Origin of the sequence: Cytobacillus sp. NJ13 (assembly GCA_030348385.1) — a bacterium.
GTDB lineage: Bacteria > Bacillota > Bacilli > Bacillales > Cytobacillaceae > Cytobacillus.
In genome coordinates this window covers 3,471,830-3,490,184 of sequence record JAUCFP010000006.1, presented here as the reverse complement: position 1 = coordinate 3,490,184, position 18,355 = coordinate 3,471,830, and the positions used below count along the sequence as shown (strand labels likewise).

Below are 18,355 nucleotides of genomic sequence, written 5' to 3'. Positions count from 1 at the left end.
ATCGATAATTGTCTAGCGCAAGCAGCCTGCTCCCTCGAGGGGGCTTAGGGTGGGCTGCTTGCGCTTTTCTTAGGAGGAAACATGAAGATCAAAGAAATTATTGTTGTAGAAGGCAAGGATGATACAGCGGCGATCAAAAGAGCCCTGGATGCCGATACAATCGAAACCAATGGATCTGCCATTAATCAGGAAACCATTGAAAAAATAAAGCTTGCCCAGAAGACCAGAGGGGTAATCGTATTCACAGACCCGGACTTTCCCGGACAAAAAATCCGGAATACGATCACCAATGATGTACCCGGCTGCAAGCATGCCTTTATAGAAAAAGCGGATGCTCTTCATAAGCATGGCAGAGGAGTTGGCGTTGAGCATGCATCGCCTGAAATGATCCGCCAGGCACTAAAGGACGCCCAAGTTATGCAGGAAACCTATGAGGAAACCATTACCCAGGAAGACCTGGTAACGGCAGGCCTGATTGGCGGAGAGGGAGCCAAGGAAAGAAGAGAAAAGCTGGGCAGACTTCTCAAAATCGGCTACACAAACGGCAAGCAGCTTCATAAGCGCTTAATGATGTTTCAGATCAGCCAGAAAGACTTTGCTGAGGCAATCGAAGCTATTCGCAAGGAGGAACAAAATGCATAAAGATATTGCAACGCCAGCCAGAACACGGGCGATTTTGGATAAATACGGATTTTCTTTTAAGAAAAGCCTGGGACAGAACTTTTTGATCGATACGAATATTCTCCGGAGAATTGTCGATCATGCAGATTTAACGGTCGAGTCGGGCGCCATTGAAATTGGCCCCGGAATTGGGGCGTTGACTGAACAGCTGGCCCGGAGAAGCAAAAGGGTGCTTGCTTTTGAAATTGACCAGCGGCTGCTTCCCATTTTAGAGGAAACTTTATCGCCGTATCCCCATGTATCCATCATCAATGAAGACGTATTGAAAGCAGATGTTAAGACAGCGATTGAACGGGAGTTTGAAGGCTTTGACGATATTATGGTTGTCGCCAACCTTCCGTATTATGTTACAACGCCGATTATCATGAAATTGCTCGAGGATAAGCTTCCGATCAGAGGAATCGTCTGTATGCTCCAGAAAGAGGTAGCGGACAGAATTTCAGCCCGTCCTGGAACGAAAGAGTACGGCTCACTCTCCATCGCTGTCCAGTACTATACAGAGGCTGAAACGGCCATGATCGTGCCGAAGACGGTCTTTGTGCCGCAGCCGAATGTGGATTCAGCGGTCATTAAACTGACAAAGCGCAGAGAGCCTGCAGTGGCGGTGAAAAGCGAATCCTTCTTTTTCCAGGTGACAAAAGCAAGCTTTGCACAAAGACGCAAGACTCTGCTGAATAATTTAACAAGCCAGCTCCCTGGAGGAAAACAAAAGAAGGAACAGATTCTCTCCGCTCTCGAACAAGCCAATGTCGAGCCGGGCAGAAGAGGGGAAACTCTATCCATCGAAGAATTTGCCCGATTGAGCGATGCCCTGCTGCCGCATTTTTCGTAAAAAAGGCAAGCCCTGCTGAGAACAGCGGGCTTTTTTTTTGCCTCAAATTTTGAACGTCGATAACGGGCCAGCACCACAAGGAACACCTCGTCAGCTTCATTATCGCACGACTAAAAGCATAGCTTTTAGGAGGGCACCTGCCCCCTCGGGAAGTCGGGGGGCAAGGCTTTTCCGCTTTTCTAATTCTACGCACATGTTTATAGACGAATGCATAATTTATGACATAAATAATAAATCACAAACAAGAGACCAGAAGCAGCCCGCGTTTACCCTCGGGCAATTGGAGTGACGACATTGACTATAAATACGATGGATATCGTCGGAAGAATTTCGTATCACTGTGATATTTTATTCCGCGTGATTGATATTAAAGACCAGGGCGGCAAAAAAATGGCTGTATTATTCGGAGAGGATATTCGTCTCGTTGCGGATGCTCCCTGTGAGGATTTAATCGTCATTAACCGGGCGCAGCGGATGAAGTTTGAGCAGGAGTATAGGTCGCTTGAGGAACAGTCTTTCCAGCTATTCAGGCAAGACCTCGCTCTTTTGAGGGAGAAGCAGGAGTATGAGGTAACTGACGGCTACAGCAAGACGCTTAACTATTTTCAGATACCAGGCAGGGTGCTTCACCTGGATGGTGATCCATCTTATTTAAAGAAATGCTTAAGTGTCTATGAAAAAATAGGCATACCCGTAACAGGAATCCATTGCAATGAAAAGGAAATGCCGATGAAAATCGGACAGCTCATCGATCATTACAGGCCTGATATCCTGGTTGTAACAGGGCATGATGCCTATTCAAAGGCAAAGGGGAAGAAGTCGGATATCAATGCTTACAGGCACTCCAGGGAGTTTGTGCAGACGGTGAGGGAAGCACGCAAAAAAATACCGCACCTTGATCAGCTTGTCATTTTTGCCGGAGCATGCCAGTCCCATTTCGAATCGCTGATCCATGCAGGCGCCAACTTCGCCAGTTCTCCTTCCAGGGTGAATATCCATGCCCTTGACCCCGTATACATTGTTGCGAAAGTCAGCCTTACACCATTTATGGAAAGAATCAACTTATGGGATATCTTAAGAAATACATTAACAGGTGAAAAGGGACTCGGAGGAATCGAAACCCGGGGAGTACTGAGAACAGGAATGCCTTACAATGACGATGATTTATACGAATCCTAATCAGCAGGCCGTTTGCGATATATAGCGGCTTGTTTTTTTATGCTTTTCCGGAAAATAAGAATTTATTAAGCATTTTTCGAGCAATTTCGCGCGGGTGAATTTCGACTATTTCCCAGGTAATGAAGTGCAGTCTTATAAGGCTTTCAAAAACTATACATAATCTTTGCCATTTAAGGCAATCCTAAAATTGTTGAAAATTAGAAGAAAAAGTAGAACAAAACATATTGACATTTATTTTTAAACACTGTTATAATTTATATTTTTGTTTGACAGTATTGTGTCAGTGTGATATACTTAACATAGTGAGGTGGACCGAATGGCAAAAACATTATCAGATATTAAAAAAGCTCTTGATTCAAATCTTGGGAAAAGGCTCCTGCTAAAAGCAAATGGCGGGCGCAGAAAGACCATTGAACGCTCAGGAGTTCTGGCAGAAACGTATCCTTCAGTATTTGTGATTGAGTTAGATCAGGATGAAAATGCATTTGAACGGGTATCTTACAGCTATGCAGATGTTTTAACAGAAACGGTTCAAATTACATTCTATGAAGACACATCAGGACAGGTTGCTTTAAGCTAATATATATGACAGCGGGCGGTGAACAAATTGTTTACTGCTTTTTGTTTGCCTTTTTTCAGAGCTGCCTAGCGTAAGCAGCCCACCCTATCGAGGTTTCGGGGGTGAGCACTATGGATGGGCATCCTTTGATACTCTTCACACGAACAAGCGGTATTGGCTTGTTCCGAAGTCGCTTGCGCTTTTCTTAATGAATGTAAGGCTCCTTTCACATACTATACATACCGCAGTGCGAAAGGGGATGTTAATGTTGGGCAGAAGACGGGGCGTTATGTCAGATGGTTTAAAAGAAGAAATTGCGAAAGAGCTTGGCTTTTATGATGTGGTCCAAAAAGAAGGCTGGGGCGGCATCCGTGCCAAAGATGCCGGCAATATGGTTAAGCGGGCTATCGAAATTGCGCAGCAGAACCTTCTTAACAAATAGCATTCGCACAGATTATGTTTAAGCATTAATATGCACTGCGTCAGCCGAAGCTTATGCTTCGGCTTTTCTGTTTGTCAAATAGTGATAACTTCTATTCCAGGCCACCTGAGCTTTTATGTTTATTTTGTGGTAAAATAGGACAAAAAATGGAGACGCTCTAGAAGAAAAGCACAATGCTGCCGCTTATTTCCGGTTAAAATAAAGTCAATACTGAATGATGGTATGGCTTTCCCTTCAGAATGAGCCGGCAGGGCCAAAGTGCCTCGCTTGTGGAGCTGGACAGGAGTCCGATTTATAGGAAAGAAGTAGGTGGAAATGTTGAAGGTCATGGTTAAGGCGCCTGCTAAGATCAATTTGTCATTAGATGTTTTGCATAAACGGGAAGATGGCTATCATGAAGTGGAAATGATAATGACAACGATTGATTTGGCAGACCGCCTGGAATTAACACTTTTAGATAAGGACGAGATAAAGATTATCTCTCATAACCGTTTTGTTCCGGATGATCAGCGGAATTTGGCTTATCAGGCTGCACACCTTCTTAAGGAACGGTTTCAAGTGAAAAAAGGTGTGTCCATTACAATAGAAAAAGCGATTCCGGTTGCTGCGGGACTTGCTGGAGGCAGCAGTGATGCAGCAGCAGCTCTAAGAGGCCTTAACAAGCTGTGGGATTTGGGGCTTTCATTGAATGAGCTTGCCGAAATCGGTACGGAAATCGGTTCAGATGTTTCTTTTTGTGTATACGGAGGAACTGCATTAGCTACAGGAAGAGGAGAAAAAATTCAGGAGCTTCCTGCCCCTCCAACCTGCTGGGTCATACTGGCTAAGCCGTTCATCGGCGTATCGACTGCTGATGTTTATAGAAGACTGGATGTAGAGCAGGTACAGCATCCGAATACTGCGGGAATGATCGAAGCGATAAATACGGGCAGCTACTATGATGTCTGCCGGAACATGGGGAATGTTCTGGAGGATGTAACACTAAATATGCATCCCGAGGTGCTGCAAATAAAAGACCAGATGAAACGATTTGGAGCGGATGCTGTTCTGATGAGCGGCAGCGGACCGACCGTCTTTGGGCTTGTGCATCATGATTCAAGAATGCATCGGATTTATAATGGCCTTAGAGGGTTTTGCGACCAGGTTTTTGCGGTCAGAATGCTCGGAGAAAGACATAAGCTTGATTAAATCCGTATATTAATGGTATATTATCGTTAAAATATTCGGATTTAAATGGGGGTTCCACAATGAAATTTCGCAGAAGCGAACGGTTGATAGATATGACCAATTATTTATTGAACCATCCGCGTCAGCTGGTATCCTTAACTTTCTTTTCAGAAAGGTATGGTTCTGCCAAGTCTTCGATCAGTGAAGATCTCACAATCATCAAAGAAACATTTGAGCAAAGAGGAATAGGCACGCTGCAAACCGTTTCTGGAGCAGCAGGCGGCGTAAAGTTTCATGTTAAAGTAACCGATGATGAAGCCCGGCCATTTGTAGATGAGCTCTGCAGCTTAATTGCCAGTCCGGAAAGGCTTCTTCCCGGCGGCTATCTTTATATGACAGACATTCTTGGAGATCCTTTAGTTGTACAGCGTGCAGGAAGGCTTTTTGCCTCAGCCTTTGCAGATAAGCCTGTTGATGTGGTCATGACGGTAGCTACAAAAGGGATTCCGCTTGCATATGCTGCAGCTAATTATCTCAATGTGCCTGTTGTCATCGTAAGACGGGACAGCAAAGTGACAGAAGGATCCACGGTAAGCATTAACTATGTGTCAGGTTCCGCCAAAAGGATTCAGACCATGGTTCTTTCAAAAAGAAGCCTGGCAGAGGGATCCAATGTCTTAATCATTGACGATTTTATGAAAGCTGGGGGAACGGTTAATGGCATGGTCAGCATGCTGGAAGAATTCAAAGCAAACCTCGCTGGCATTGCTGTCCTGGTCGAGGCAGAAAAAGCAGAAGAACGGCTGGTTGATGAGTACCTTTCTCTTGTGCGTCTATCCGATGTTGACGTGAGGGAAAAGAAAATCAATGTAAGTGAAGGCAACTATTTTAAAAAATAATCATATTTTTTAGGGGGAGAATTCATGAAAGTCATTCAAACGAATCACGCGCCGGCAGCAATTGGGCCATATTCTCAGGGGATTACTGTAAATAACCTATTCTATAGCTCAGGACAAATTCCGCTTACGGCAGAAGGCGTTATGGTTGATGGGGATGTAAAAGAACAGACGCATCAGGTATTTAAAAACCTTCAGGCAGTGCTTGAAGAAGCGGGCGCGTCATTAGATACCGTGGTAAAGGCAACGGTATTTATCAAGGACATGAACGAGTTTGCAGCCATCAATGAAGTGTATGGGGAATATTTCAGCACACACAAGCCTGCGCGCTCCTGTGTGGAAGTGGCACGACTGCCAAAGGATGCATTGGTTGAAATTGAAGTAGTGGCCCTCGTAAAATAAATAACCGCGTTTATTTCGCCCGTTCATATGAACGGGCGTTTTTTATTACAGAAAAGTGCTTTAACAGACAATGTTTTACTTTGAACAAAATATTCAAAAAATATTTTTTATCTAAGAAGGAGATTCAGGAAATATGTTGAATTTATACAATTAGGATTATATCTTCTCGAAAAGGTGGTGAACAGAATGGAAGTGACAGACGTAAGATTACGCCGCGTTAACACGGATGGACGAATGAGGGCAATCGCATCTATTACGCTGGATCATGAATTTGTTGTTCATGATATCCGTGTGATCGATGGGAATAATGGCTTATTTGTAGCTATGCCGAGCAAACGTACTCCGGATGGGGAGTTTAGAGATATCGCGCACCCGATCAATTCAGGAACGCGCGGTAAAATCCAGGAGGCTGTATTAGCCGAGTACCACCGTTTAGGTGAATTAGAAGTGGAATTTGAAGAAGCCGGTGCTTCCTAAGAAAATATATCAACAAGGGCCTGCTACATAAGTAAGGCTCTTTTTTATTTTAGCTGTGAAGAATTCAAGCTCTGAGACCCCCTGCTACAGGCGGTGCTCAGGGCTTTTTTTCTATCTTGTTCATTACCCTGTCTGTGAAAATATTAAACCATTTCTTCAGAAAATACCGTTAATGGTAATGACAAATATATGTACTTTGTCATCATTTCTTGAAATAAGAGCCCATTTAAGATATATTCGTTATGGATAAAAAGGTTAAATTGGAGGCCTGTCAATGTCTAATCGATACGCGGTCATTTTAGCCGCAGGCCAGGGGACAAGAATGAAGTCAAAGCTTTACAAAGTCCTTCACCCTGTTTGCGGCAAACCGATGGTTCAACATGTTGTTGATCAAGTTACAAAGCTTAACATAAAAGAAATTGTCACCATTACTGGACATGGAGCGGAAATGGTGGAGCAGCAGCTTGGCTCAAGCAGCAAATATGCTCTTCAGGAAGAGCAGCTGGGCACCGCTCATGCCGTTATGCAGGCTCGCGATATGCTTGAAGGCAAAGAGGGCGTGACGCTCGTAGTCTGCGGAGATACACCGCTCATCAAACATGAAACAATGGAAGCGCTTTTCAAGCATCATGAAGAGCTATCTGCCAAAGCGACTATTTTAACAGCCCATGCGGAAAATCCATTCGGATATGGACGAGTGATCCGAAATGACATGGGGATGGTTGAAAAAATCGTTGAACAGAAAGACGCTTCCGAGGAAGAACGAAAGATAAAAGAAATCAATACTGGGACCTATTGCTTTGATAATAAGGCCTTGTTTGAAGCATTAAACAAAGTTACAAATGATAATGTGCAGGGTGAATATTACCTTCCGGATGTGATTGAGATCCTGAAAAATGAAGGTGAAGTCGTTACGGCTTACCAGACGGCTGATTTTGGGGAAACCCTGGGTGTCAATGACCGGGTAGCCTTATCACAGGCCGAATCCTTCATGAAACAGCGGATTAATGAAGAACATATGCGAAATGGCGTTACCATTATCGATCCGTCCAACACGTATATTGGTGCGGATGTGAAAATTGGGTCTGATACAGTTCTTTACCCTGGAACAATCATTTCCGGCAATACAGTCATCGGTTCCGAATGTGTGATCGGACCTCAAACAGAGATTTCTGATTGCCATATTGGGGAAGGCACAGTGATCCGCCAGTCTGCTGCACATGACAGCCATATTGGTTCACAAGTGAATATTGGGCCGTTTGCTCACATTCGTCCGCAATCAGATATTCATGATGAAGTGAAAATCGGCAACTTTGTAGAAGTGAAGAAATCTGTTTTCGGAAAAGGAAGCAAAGCCTCTCATCTGAGCTATATTGGCGATGCAGAAGTAGGCAAGGATGTTAACCTGGGCTGCGGCTCAATCACTGTCAATTATGACGGCAAAAATAAGTACCTGACCAAAATCGAAGATGGTGTATTCGTTGGGTGCAACTCCAATCTCGTTGCACCGGTAACGATTGGAGAAGGTGCATATGTGGCAGCAGGATCGACGATTACAGAAGATGTGCCGGGAGAAGCCCTATCCATTGCCCGTGCTCGCCAGGTGAACAAGGAAAACTACACGCAAAAATTAAACATTAAGAAATAAACCGAACTTTCTATATGTAAGAAATAAATCGATGGAGGCCCAAAATGTCAAACCAGTATTTAGATCCAAACTTAAAGGTGTTCAGTTTAAATTCAAACCGCAAGCTAGCTGCAGAAATCGCCAATGTGATTGGTGTGGAGCTTGGTAAATGTTCCGTGACGCGCTTCAGCGACGGCGAAATCCAAATTAACATTGAAGAAAGCATCCGCGGATGCGATGTATATGTGATCCAGTCTACAAGCTCTCCTGTTAATGAGCATTTAATGGAGCTTTTGATCATGATCGATGCTCTTAAGCGTGCATCTGCCAAAACGATCAACATCGTAATGCCTTACTATGGCTATGCCCGCCAGGACCGCAAAGCCAGAGCGCGTGAGCCGATTACAGCTAAGCTAGCAGCAAACCTTTTGGAAACAGCTGGTGCAACCCGCGTGATTACACTTGACCTGCATGCGCCGCAAATTCAAGGGTTCTTCGATATTCCTATCGATCATTTAATGGGTGTGCCAATCCTTTCTGATTACTTTAAGAACAAAATCATGGATGGCGACATCGTAATCGTGTCTCCAGACCACGGCGGTGTAACACGTGCGCGTAAAATGGCTGACCGCTTAAAAGCACCGATTGCCATCATTGACAAGCGCCGTCCAAGGCCAAATGTGGCTGAAGTCATGAACATTGTGGGGAACATCGATGGAAAAACTGCCATCTTAATCGACGATATCATTGATACTGCCGGAACCATTACATTAGCAGCAAATGCCCTGATTGAAAACGGTGCATCAGAAGTCTATGCATGCTGTACGCACCCGGTTTTATCTGGACCTGCCATCGAACGAATTGAAAACTCAACAATCAAAGAATTGGTTGTGACAAACTCAATCACTCTTCCAGAAGAGAAGAAAACAGACAAGATTGTCGAACTTTCCGTTGCACCGCTAATCGGTGAAGCGATCATCCGAGTTCATGAAGAGCAATCTGTCAGCACTCTTTTTGATTGATCGGTAATTAAATACCTTATCCAGGCTTGCTGTACAGCAAGCCTGTCTGCGTTTTTTCTGAAAAATAATAAACCTGAAAAAACAAAAACGTTTAGACTTCCTCATTTTAGGGCATTTTTTTATATAGACAATACTTTATAAATTTTTCTAAATGAGGAAGGGGACGTATTTATGACAGCTGTATTGCAAGCAAAAGAAAGAAAGGGTTCACGCAACTCCAACTTAACTTCACTGCGAAAAGAAGGTAATATTCCGGCAGTTGTGTATGGTTCAAAACTGCAAAGCAAATCCATCTACTTAAGCGAAGCCGATTTTCTTAAAACGATAAAGGAAGTAGGCAGAAACGGCGTGTTTTCATTAGATGTGGATGGCAGCAAACATGAAGTGATGCTTGGTGACTACCAATCCAATCCGATTAAAAATGAAATTGTCCATGCCGATTTTCTTGCGGTGGATATGAATAAGGAAATGACTGCAGATGTACGGGTCATCTTGACTGGAGATGCGGCAGGAGTAAAAGATGGAGGCGTTATGCAGCAATCCATGCATGAAGTCTCTGTCACAGCCACACCGAATAATATTCCATCTTCTGTTGAAGTGGATGTAACGAATCTGCAGGTGAATGAGACATTAACAGTTGCTGATATCAAGGCCGATCGAGGCTATGAAATCAATAATGAAAATGACGAGGTTATCGCTTCCATCCTTCCTCCAAGACAGGAAGAAGAAATCAACAGCGGTGAAGAACAGGAAGCAGGCACACCTGAAAATGAAGAAGGCAGAGAAACAACAGCAGATGAAGATAAAACAGGTGAAGAATAAGCTCGAGGGAAGCTATTCTTGCAGGGGCTTGGCAATTATGTCCAGCCCCTTTTGCTTGGTATTAGAATAAGAAAGAGGTGTAAATGGGATTAAATGAGTGCGGATCCGGCACACCATCCGACAGAATCTTCTTATCGAACAACACACTTTCTACTATAATGAAAAAGAGAATCGAAAAAGTTCAGAGCGCATTCCTGGTTAATTACTAGACGTCTGCGCTTTTCGAATATGGGGTGAGAAAATGAAATTAATTGTAGGGTTAGGGAATCCCGGCAAGCAATATGATAAGACGAGGCACAATATTGGCTTTGATGTGATTGATGTTTTATCGGACCGGCTGAATATTCCTTTAAATCAGGCCAAGCTGAAAGGAGTATTTGGCACAGGCTATGTGAACGGAGAGAAAGTATTTCTGCTTAAACCTCTTACATATATGAATTTATCCGGAGAGTCCATTCGGGCTGTTATGGATTATTTTGAGATTAATGATGATGAATTTGTGGTCATTTATGATGATCTGGATCTTCCTGTAGGCAAGATACGGCTCCGCCAGAAAGGGAGCGCAGGAGGCCATAATGGTATCAAATCTACAATCGCGCATCTGGGAACACAGGAATTTAACAGAATACGAGTTGGCATCGACCGTCCGCCGAGCGGCATGAAGGTGCCTGACTATGTGCTGGGCCGCTTTACTAAAGAAGAACAGGCCATTATGGACGAAACGGCTAAAAAGTGCGCAGATGCCTGTGAGGATTGGTTCAGAAAACCATTTTTACAGGTAATGAACGATTTTAATCAATAATCTTCATATTTTATCAATCTTATCATAGAATAATGTATATCAACTTTGCCGGCGGCAGCCGGATGCATGAATAAGTTCCCTGCCCGAAGTCCATACTATAATTATGGACAGTTTAACGGGAGGGACAGGCATGGCTATTCACTATCATTGCCGTCATTGCGGAATAAAGATTGGTTCAATAGAGAACAGCTCTGTTTATTCAGAGCAGCTTGGCTTCCATAAGCTAAACGATCAGGAACGCCAGGAAATGATCTCCTATGATCAATCAGGTGATTTGCATGTAAAAGCAATCTGTGAGGATTGCCAGGAATCACTGGAACGCAATCCGGATTATCATCAGCAGGACTTCATTATTCATTAACAAGCTTTGGAGACGATCCAAAGCATTTTTCTATTTCTATTTTGAGGCAATCATTGTATTTGATAGAAACCGTTCTATAGATTCTTGTTGCATCCATATTTTATTTAGTAAGATTAATGATAGTTAAAATGAATTTTGCAGACTGTCAATTATCTGGCTCGATGGGCCTGGAATGGCATCTGCTTTTTGGCGGTTGAACCTGCCTGAGCGCCATGTGCGCTTTTTAAGATAAAAATCCTTGTAACTTTGAACCTATTTAGCTCCAGCGCCAGTCCCCTTGAGGAGTCGAGGTGCTTGTGCTTTTAAAAGATAAAGGGAAACTTTGAACGTTGAGAACTGTCTAGCTCCAGCGTCTACCCCCTCGAGGTGTCGGGGGTGATAGAGGCGCTTGCGCTTTTCGTTATAGGAGGGGCTTTCATGTTAGGTCTTAAAGAGATTATTAGCCGGCAGGATGATGTAAGTTCCATCTTGTCTGGCATAGAGGGAGGACTAAGGGAGCAGATGCTTGCCGGATTATCAGGATCGGCACGCACCTTGTTTTTGTCTTCCATATATGAGCAATCGGGAAGGCCGATGCTTGTTGTAACACACAACCTTCTGCAGGCACAGAAGCTATATGATGATATCGTCAATCTGGCAGGAGAAGCTGAAGTGTTTTTGTATCCGGCAAATGAATTGATTGCAGCGGAAATTGGGATTGCAAGCCCGGAGTTAAAAGCCCAGCGGATTGAGGCTTTAAATTATTGGAGCAAACATAAGACGGGAATCATGATCGTCCCGATGGCTGGGCTGCGAAAAATACTTCCGCCTCCAGGCCACTGGAAGAAATACCAGCTGTCTTTAAAAATTGGCGATGAATTGACTGATGATCAATTAAAAAGATTTGTCCAGATGGGCTATGTCCGTTCTGAAATGGTTTCTTCACCGGGAGAATTCAGTGTCAGGGGCGGAATCATTGATATCTATCCACTGACTGAGGCTGATCCGGTTAGGATTGAGCTGTTTGATACAGAAGTTGATTCGATCCGGACTTTTTCCTTGGAGGACCAGAGATCAAAAGAAAAACTAAACGAGATTTCGATTGGACCAGCAACCGAAATCCCTCTTGATTCAGAGCACTTCCAGACAGTAATTGAAAAACTGGAAAAAGGTTTGGGGTCAAGCCTGAAAAAACTGAAAGACGATAAAGCGAAAACACAGCTGGCCCAGAATGTTGGCTATGAATTAGAACAGCTTCGAATGGGGAACAAGCCTGAACAGCTTTTCAAATACCTATCGTTTGCCTTTGAGGAAGGAAGTAGTTTAGTAGACTACCTCCCTGCCAATGGCTTAATTTTCATTGACGAAATCAGCCGTGTTCAGGAAATGAACGACTCCCTTGATAAGGAAGAGGCCGAGTGGTATACAAGCCTTTTAGGTGAGGGCCAGATTATTCATGATGTCAAGGTTTCCCACACCTTAAAAGAGTTTCTGCACCGTTCCAAGCATCCGATTACGTATATGTCGCTGTTCCTGAGACATGTACCGAATACAAATCCGCAAAACATCATTAATGTCACCTGCAAACAGATGCAGAATTTCCATGGACAGATGCATGTGCTGAAAAGCGAGCTGGACAGATGGAAAAAAGGCAGATATTCAGTCGTATTCCTGGGTCCAGACGAAGAGAGGATCAAAAAGCTGCAAAGAGTGCTTGAGGACTATGAGATAGAAGCGGCATTTGTGAGTGAGAATGATCCGATTTTAACAGGGAAAATCCAAATTACAGAGGGCAGTCTGCAGACCGGCTTTGAGCTTCCAAGCCAGAAGCTGGCTGTTATTACGGAAGAGGAGCTATTTAACAAACGCACAAAAAAGAAAGCCCGCAGGCAAAAGCTTTCGAATGCAGAAAGAATTAAAAGCTATTCCGAATTGAAGGTTGGAGACTATGTCGTTCATGTTAATCACGGGATCGGAAAATATTTGGGGATTGAAACTCTTGAGATTAACGGGGTCCACAAAGATTATCTCCATATCCGCTACCAGGGCAGCGATAAGCTGTATGTGCCAGTGGAACAGATTGATCTTGTCCAGAAATATGTCGGCTCCGAGGCAAAAGAGCCAAAAATTTATAAGCTGGGCGGAAACGACTGGAAGCGGGTTAAGAAGAAGGTTCAATCCTCTGTTCAGGATATTGCGGATGATCTGATCAAGCTATATGCAGAGCGCGAGGCATCAAAAGGCTATGCCTTCAGTCCGGATGGGGATATGCAAAGAGAGTTTGAAGCGGTCTTCCCTTACCAGGAAACAGAGGACCAGATCCGCTCTATCCATGAAATTAAGAAAGATATGGAGAGGGAACGCCCGATGGACCGCTTATTATGCGGAGATGTGGGCTATGGGAAAACAGAAGTAGCCATCCGTGCCGCCTTTAAGGCAATTGCGGATGGAAAACAGGTTGCCATCCTCGTTCCGACAACCATCCTGGCTCAGCAGCACTATGAAACAATGAGAGAACGATTCCAGGATTACCCGATCGAATTGGGACTTTTAAGCCGATTTAGAACAAAAAAGCAGCAGACCGAAACCCTTAAAGGCTTAAAGGCAGGGACTATTGATGTAGTTGTCGGCACACACCGGATTTTATCAAAGGATATTCAATATAGAGATTTAGGCCTGCTCATTATTGATGAAGAGCAGCGCTTTGGCGTAACACATAAAGAAAAGATCAAGCAGCTTAAGACAAATGTGGATGTCCTTACCCTGACAGCAACGCCAATCCCGAGAACCCTTCATATGTCAATGCTTGGCGTCAGGGACCTATCGGTCATAGAGACGCCGCCTGAGAACCGATTCCCGGTCCAGACTTATGTGATGGAATATAATGGTGCATTGGTTCGTGAAGCAATTGAAAGGGAACTGGCGAGGGATGGACAGGTCTATTTTCTATATAACCGGGTGGAGGATATAGAACGAAAAGCCGAGGAAATATCCATGCTAGTTCCAGATGCAAGGGTAACATATGCCCATGGGAAAATGACGGAAAATGAGTTAGAATCTGTTATGTTAAGCTTCCTGGAAGGCGAGTCCGATGTTCTTGTCAGCACAACGATCATTGAAACAGGCGTAGATATTCCAAATGTCAACACGCTGATTGTCCATGATGCAGACAAAATGGGTCTGTCCCAGCTTTATCAGCTTAGGGGCCGGGTTGGCCGTTCCAACCGGGTTGCCTACGCGTATTTCACGTATCGAAAAGATAAAGTATTAACGGAAGTAGCTGAAAAGCGGCTTCAGGCCATAAAGGAATTTACGGAGCTCGGTTCAGGTTTCAAAATTGCCATGCGGGATTTATCAATCAGAGGCGCCGGTAATCTGCTTGGAGCCGAACAGCATGGATTTATCGACTCTGTCGGTTTTGATCTGTATTCGCAAATGCTTAAAGAAGCGATTGAAGAACGGAAAGATAAGCTGGATGGCGTCGAGGAAAAACCGGCTAAAATTGAAATTGATCTGGATGTTGATGCCTATATTCCTGATTTTTACCTGTCTGATGGTCATCAGAAAATAGAAATGTATAAGCGCTTCCGCGGCATTTCTTCGCTAGAAGATGTGGAAGAGCTCCAAGATGAGATGATCGACCGTTTTGGCGAGTATCCGGATGAGGTGGGGTATTTATTCCAGATTGCTGAAATGAAGGCTTACGGTGAACTTGCCGGTGTCGAGACAGTTAAGCAATCCAAACAGGAAGTGCTGATTCTTTTATCGGAAAAGGCCAGTGAACATATAGACGGCCAGAAGATTTTCCAGATCACCAGCAAATACGGCAGAATGATTGGCCTGGGCATGGAAGGAAAGAAACTGAAAGCTGTCCTCCATATTAAAGGCGTCAAAACAAATGAATGGCTTAGCATTGCATATGAAGTGATCAAAGGAATGCAGGAAGCTAAAAAAGAGCAAGAACATCCAACTGCGTAAAATTATGGAAACACCACTGTCAATAAAATGAAACAATAGAAATGTTTATCTCTTTCTAACGAGGGTAATTTTAAGTTGAAGGATCATCTGGAATGTTTATCCGATTTTGGAATGAATAACATCTATGAGAAAAAGTTTTTGTGCACGTATATAACTTTCCATATGAAAGATACTAAGTTCAAACATGGCGATGCATTCATTTTCTCCCAATTATGGATCATAGCCAAAAGAGGAAAGAGTAAGTGCTGTGCTGGAGATAGCGTTGTCTAGCTCCAGCGCCCAGCCTCTCGAGTCATAAGCCAAATCACTCCAGAAATCAGGACAAGGAACGCTCCGGCAGCGATACATCGCCCGACCAAAGCGAGCTTTGGGAGGCTTCCTGCCTGATTCGTCTTATGCTTGTCGGACTGGCACAGGATGTGCTGGCATCTGCGTTCGCCACAGGACGTGGCGGTTTTAAGCAGATATTCATACATCTTGATGTGCGCTTCCGCTTTTCTATTAAATCATCAGATGAAAGTGAGGCAACGTTGGATGAAAGCAACAGGTATAGTTCGTCGAATCGATGATTTGGGTCGTGTAGTCATTCCTAAAGAAATCCGCAGAACACTGCGTATTCGTGAGGGGGACCCGCTGGAGATTTTCGTAGATCGTGATGGAGAAGTCATCTTAAAGAAATATTCACCAATCAGTGAACTGAGCGATTTTGCAAAAGAATATGCAGAAGCATTATATGACAGCCTGGGAAATCCAGTGTTAATCTGTGACAGAGATACTTACATTGCTGTTGCAGGAGGTTCTAAAAAGGATTACTTAAACAAAAACATAAGCGATCTTGTTGAAAAAACAATGGAAGAGCGCAGTTCAGTCCTGGTTAACCAGTCAGGCGACATCTCGCTTGTTGACGGGAACACAGAATCTTCCTCCGCTTATACGATTGGCCCAATCATTGCAAACGGCGACCCAATTGGAGCAGTTATCATTTTTGCAAAAGAAGATTCACTTGGCGACGTCGAACAAAAAGCAGTTGAAACGGCAGCAGGCTTTCTGGCCAGACAAATGGAATCATAAAAATGGATACTTAATGAAAGGGGTAGCGGAATGCTGCCTTTTTTCTTTGGTCGGAGGTGCCGCGCGTAAACTGGGTGAAAGCGCGCGTGAAAGTCCTTGATCAGCGCGAAATCGTAAAAGGAGCGCGCACAAACCGAGGAATCCCGCGCACAAAGTAAGAGAGCGCCCACAATTGAAGGAAATTCGCGCACAAAAGCCCCGAATCAGCGCGTAACTGAAAAATTGACGCGCGAAAAAAAAGATTTCCCGCGCACAAGGTTAGGGAGTGCGCGCAGCCCAAGGATATCCGCGCGCAAAAATACCAATGCTGCGCGTACCAAAAAAACAACGCACGCAATCCCGTAAATCCGCGCACAAACAAAAATATCCGCACCAAACCCAAGCGTTCCCGCGCATAAAGCCTCAATATGCTATAATACTGTCGAATTCAATTGGAAGGAGATGGGCAATTGAAGCCCGTTCAGACATCTGGCGATTTGTTTAAGGGTGCGATTATCCTAACGATTGCTGCCCTGATTACAAAAATTTTAAGTGCTATTTACCGGGTCCCCTTTCAAAATATCGTCGGGGATGTAGGGTTTTATATATATCAGCAGGTTTATCCGTTCTATGGGATCATTATTGTGTTATCTACATATGGATTTCCTGTTATTATTTCTAAGCTTTATGCCGAGCATGCCGCTCTAAAGAAAGAGAAGGATATTCAGAACTTATTTGCCGTTTCTGCCTTTGTTCTGTCCATAATAGGTTTTATCGGATTCTCCATTCTGTATTGGGGTTCGGACTGGCTGGCTGTCAGGATGGGCGATCCGCAGCTGGCGATTTTACTCAGAGTAGTGGCGGCCGTGTTTCTTCTTTTTCCAATGCTGTCCCTTTTCCGGGGATATTTTCAAGGCAAAGGAGACATGGTTCCAACCGCAGTTTCCCAGGTAGGTGAACAGCTTGCAAGAGTCATTACCATCCTGCTTGCCGCTTATTTGCTTGTTAAGGGAGGAAATTCTCTTTACATGGTGGGAGGCGGGGCCCTGTTTGGGGCCATAACCGGCGGACTTATTGCCATTCTGATTTTAGTCACCTTCTTTTATATAAAAGAAAGAAAAAACCTGCCGTCCGCCATTGCCATCGATTTTAAAAAAAGCGGCAAGCTGGCCAAAACAATTATCATACAGGGATTTGCCATCTGCATCAGCAGTCTCGTGCTTATTTTTATTCAGCTGGCAGATTCGTTCAATTTATACTCGCTTCTACTAACATCCGGAATTGAAGGGGAGGAAGCGAAGGCGCTGAAAGGTGTGTATGACCGCGGACAGCCGATTGTCCAGCTGGGCATTGTTGTGGCAACATCCATGTCCCTGTCGCTGGTGCCGCTCATTTCCAAAGAAAAAATGAGAAATCAGCCCGCATTCCTTCAAAATAAAATCAGACTTGCCCTTCAAATCAGCATTCTTGTTGGAGCTGCAGCAACGGTGGGGCTTTGGAATATCATAAAGCCTGCAAATATTATGCTGTTTGAAAACTCGTCAGGATCGGATGTCCTAGCGATTCTTAGTCTGCTGATTTTGCTGAGCAGCCTGATCATCACAATCACAGGCATCCTGCAGGGACTGGGATTTATCTTTTTCCCGGCAGCGGCCATTCTGATGGGGTTTGCGGCAAAACTTGTCCTGAACATCCTATTGGTGCCTAATTACGGCACAGCAGGCGCAGCGGCTGCATCGTGCCTGGCCCTAGCTGCTGTCTTAATTTTTCTTATTGCAAAGCTTCGTTTATATTTGAAAATATCATTGCTTTCTCTGCGCTTTTTATTGGTGGCCGGATTTGCTGCTTTAATGATGTCGATTGTTTTGCAGCTGTACCTTCAGGCCACAGCCATGCTGCCAATACCGGAACCGGGCAGAATGTTTGCCGCATTCCAGGCGTTAAGCGGCGTAGCGCTTGGAGGCTTTACGTATTTGTATATTGTGTTTAAAGGCAATACTTTTAAAGAGGAAGAGCTTGCTCTGCTTCCGCTTGGAAGCAAACTCATGTTCTTGCTTCCCAAAAAGACTAGGAGATGAA

At 44.2% G+C, this 18,355-nt stretch carries 17 protein-coding genes; all 17 read left to right on the top strand.

Features of this window, described 5'->3' with window-relative positions:
* The first annotated feature begins 81 nt into the window (after nucleotides 1-81).
* Nucleotides 82-642, top strand: coding sequence for a ribonuclease M5 (gene rnmV / locus QUF73_17485; GenBank protein ID MDM5227930.1), 561 nt, complete (start codon nucleotides 82-84; stop codon nucleotides 640-642).
* The gene (gene rsmA / locus QUF73_17480; protein MDM5227929.1) at nucleotides 635-1,513 is read left to right on the top strand and encodes a 16S rRNA (adenine(1518)-N(6)/adenine(1519)-N(6))-dimethyltransferase RsmA; all 879 of its coding nucleotides are present in this window, start codon (nucleotides 635-637) and stop codon (nucleotides 1,511-1,513) included. Before rnmV ends, rsmA begins: the two co-directional genes overlap by 8 nt.
* 294 nt (nucleotides 1,514-1,807) lie before the next feature.
* Entirely contained in the window at nucleotides 1,808-2,692 is an 885-nt protein-coding gene (gene yabG, locus QUF73_17475) for a sporulation peptidase YabG (GenBank protein ID MDM5227928.1), read from the top strand.
* Between the two features lie 316 nt (nucleotides 2,693-3,008).
* Complete coding sequence (locus tag QUF73_17470; protein ID MDM5227927.1) at nucleotides 3,009-3,272, top strand: Veg family protein; 264 nt, start codon at nucleotides 3,009-3,011, stop codon at nucleotides 3,270-3,272.
* 247 nt (nucleotides 3,273-3,519) lie between these two features.
* On the top strand, nucleotides 3,520-3,693 hold the full coding sequence (locus QUF73_17465; GenBank protein ID MDM5227926.1) for a small, acid-soluble spore protein, alpha/beta type: 174 nt from the start codon (nucleotides 3,520-3,522) through the stop codon (nucleotides 3,691-3,693).
* A 318-nt stretch (nucleotides 3,694-4,011) separates the two neighbouring features.
* On the top strand, nucleotides 4,012-4,881 hold the full coding sequence (gene ispE / locus QUF73_17460; protein MDM5227925.1) for a 4-(cytidine 5'-diphospho)-2-C-methyl-D-erythritol kinase: 870 nt from the start codon (nucleotides 4,012-4,014) through the stop codon (nucleotides 4,879-4,881).
* 59 nt (nucleotides 4,882-4,940) lie between these two features.
* Nucleotides 4,941-5,759 carry a pur operon repressor gene (purR, locus tag QUF73_17455; GenBank protein MDM5227924.1) on the top strand — a complete coding sequence of 273 codons (819 nt, stop codon included), beginning with the start codon at nucleotides 4,941-4,943 and terminating at the stop codon, nucleotides 5,757-5,759.
* Nucleotides 5,760-5,783: 24 nt separating this feature from the next.
* Entirely contained in the window at nucleotides 5,784-6,158 is a 375-nt protein-coding gene (locus QUF73_17450; protein ID MDM5227923.1) for a RidA family protein, read from the top strand.
* 186 nt (nucleotides 6,159-6,344) lie between these two features.
* Nucleotides 6,345-6,635 carry a septation regulator SpoVG gene (spoVG, locus tag QUF73_17445; protein MDM5227922.1) on the top strand — a complete coding sequence of 97 codons (291 nt, stop codon included), beginning with the start codon at nucleotides 6,345-6,347 and terminating at the stop codon, nucleotides 6,633-6,635.
* Between the two features lie 274 nt (nucleotides 6,636-6,909).
* Nucleotides 6,910-8,283, top strand: coding sequence for a bifunctional UDP-N-acetylglucosamine diphosphorylase/glucosamine-1-phosphate N-acetyltransferase GlmU (gene glmU / locus QUF73_17440; protein MDM5227921.1), 1,374 nt, complete (start codon nucleotides 6,910-6,912; stop codon nucleotides 8,281-8,283).
* A gap of 44 nt (nucleotides 8,284-8,327) precedes the next feature.
* Nucleotides 8,328-9,284: a ribose-phosphate diphosphokinase gene (locus QUF73_17435; protein ID MDM5227920.1), complete on the top strand. Its 957-nt coding sequence runs from the start codon at nucleotides 8,328-8,330 to the stop codon at nucleotides 9,282-9,284.
* 171 nt (nucleotides 9,285-9,455) lie between these two features.
* The gene (locus QUF73_17430) at nucleotides 9,456-10,106 is read left to right on the top strand and encodes a 50S ribosomal protein L25/general stress protein Ctc (GenBank protein ID MDM5227919.1); all 651 of its coding nucleotides are present in this window, start codon (nucleotides 9,456-9,458) and stop codon (nucleotides 10,104-10,106) included.
* 241 nt (nucleotides 10,107-10,347) lie between these two features.
* Nucleotides 10,348-10,908, top strand: a complete 561-nt coding sequence (gene pth / locus QUF73_17425; GenBank protein MDM5227918.1) for an aminoacyl-tRNA hydrolase — start codon at nucleotides 10,348-10,350, stop codon at nucleotides 10,906-10,908.
* 130 nt (nucleotides 10,909-11,038) lie between these two features.
* Nucleotides 11,039-11,269 carry an anti-sigma-F factor Fin family protein gene (locus QUF73_17420; protein ID MDM5227917.1) on the top strand — a complete coding sequence of 77 codons (231 nt, stop codon included), beginning with the start codon at nucleotides 11,039-11,041 and terminating at the stop codon, nucleotides 11,267-11,269.
* Nucleotides 11,270-11,686: 417 nt separating this feature from the next.
* On the top strand, nucleotides 11,687-15,226 hold the full coding sequence (gene mfd / locus QUF73_17415; GenBank protein ID MDM5227916.1) for a transcription-repair coupling factor: 3,540 nt from the start codon (nucleotides 11,687-11,689) through the stop codon (nucleotides 15,224-15,226).
* A gap of 534 nt (nucleotides 15,227-15,760) precedes the next feature.
* Complete coding sequence (gene spoVT / locus QUF73_17410; GenBank protein ID MDM5227915.1) at nucleotides 15,761-16,297, top strand: stage V sporulation protein T; 537 nt, start codon at nucleotides 15,761-15,763, stop codon at nucleotides 16,295-16,297.
* A gap of 449 nt (nucleotides 16,298-16,746) precedes the next feature.
* Nucleotides 16,747-18,354 carry an oligosaccharide flippase family protein gene (locus QUF73_17405; protein ID MDM5227914.1) on the top strand — a complete coding sequence of 536 codons (1,608 nt, stop codon included), beginning with the start codon at nucleotides 16,747-16,749 and terminating at the stop codon, nucleotides 18,352-18,354.
* Nucleotide 18,355: the final 1 nt, after the last annotated feature.

Bases quoted from the DNA above. Each gene is read 5' to 3' on its own strand.
- rnmV (MDM5227930.1), top strand. From the start codon at position 82: ATGAAGATCAAAGAAATTATTGTTGTAGAAGGCAAGGATGATACAGCG.
- rsmA (MDM5227929.1), top strand. From the start codon at position 635: ATGCATAAAGATATTGCAACGCCAGCCAGAACACGGGCGATTTTGGAT.
- QUF73_17470 (MDM5227927.1), top strand. From the start codon at position 3,009: ATGGCAAAAACATTATCAGATATTAAAAAAGCTCTTGATTCAAATCTT.
- purR (MDM5227924.1), top strand. From the start codon at position 4,941: ATGAAATTTCGCAGAAGCGAACGGTTGATAGATATGACCAATTATTTA.
- QUF73_17450 (MDM5227923.1), top strand. From the start codon at position 5,784: ATGAAAGTCATTCAAACGAATCACGCGCCGGCAGCAATTGGGCCATAT.
- spoVG (MDM5227922.1), top strand. From the start codon at position 6,345: ATGGAAGTGACAGACGTAAGATTACGCCGCGTTAACACGGATGGACGA.
- glmU (MDM5227921.1), top strand. From the start codon at position 6,910: ATGTCTAATCGATACGCGGTCATTTTAGCCGCAGGCCAGGGGACAAGA.
- QUF73_17435 (MDM5227920.1), top strand. From the start codon at position 8,328: ATGTCAAACCAGTATTTAGATCCAAACTTAAAGGTGTTCAGTTTAAAT.
- QUF73_17430 (MDM5227919.1), top strand. From the start codon at position 9,456: ATGACAGCTGTATTGCAAGCAAAAGAAAGAAAGGGTTCACGCAACTCC.
- pth (MDM5227918.1), top strand. From the start codon at position 10,348: ATGAAATTAATTGTAGGGTTAGGGAATCCCGGCAAGCAATATGATAAG.
- QUF73_17420 (MDM5227917.1), top strand. From the start codon at position 11,039: ATGGCTATTCACTATCATTGCCGTCATTGCGGAATAAAGATTGGTTCA.
- mfd (MDM5227916.1), top strand. From the start codon at position 11,687: ATGTTAGGTCTTAAAGAGATTATTAGCCGGCAGGATGATGTAAGTTCC.
- spoVT (MDM5227915.1), top strand. From the start codon at position 15,761: ATGAAAGCAACAGGTATAGTTCGTCGAATCGATGATTTGGGTCGTGTA.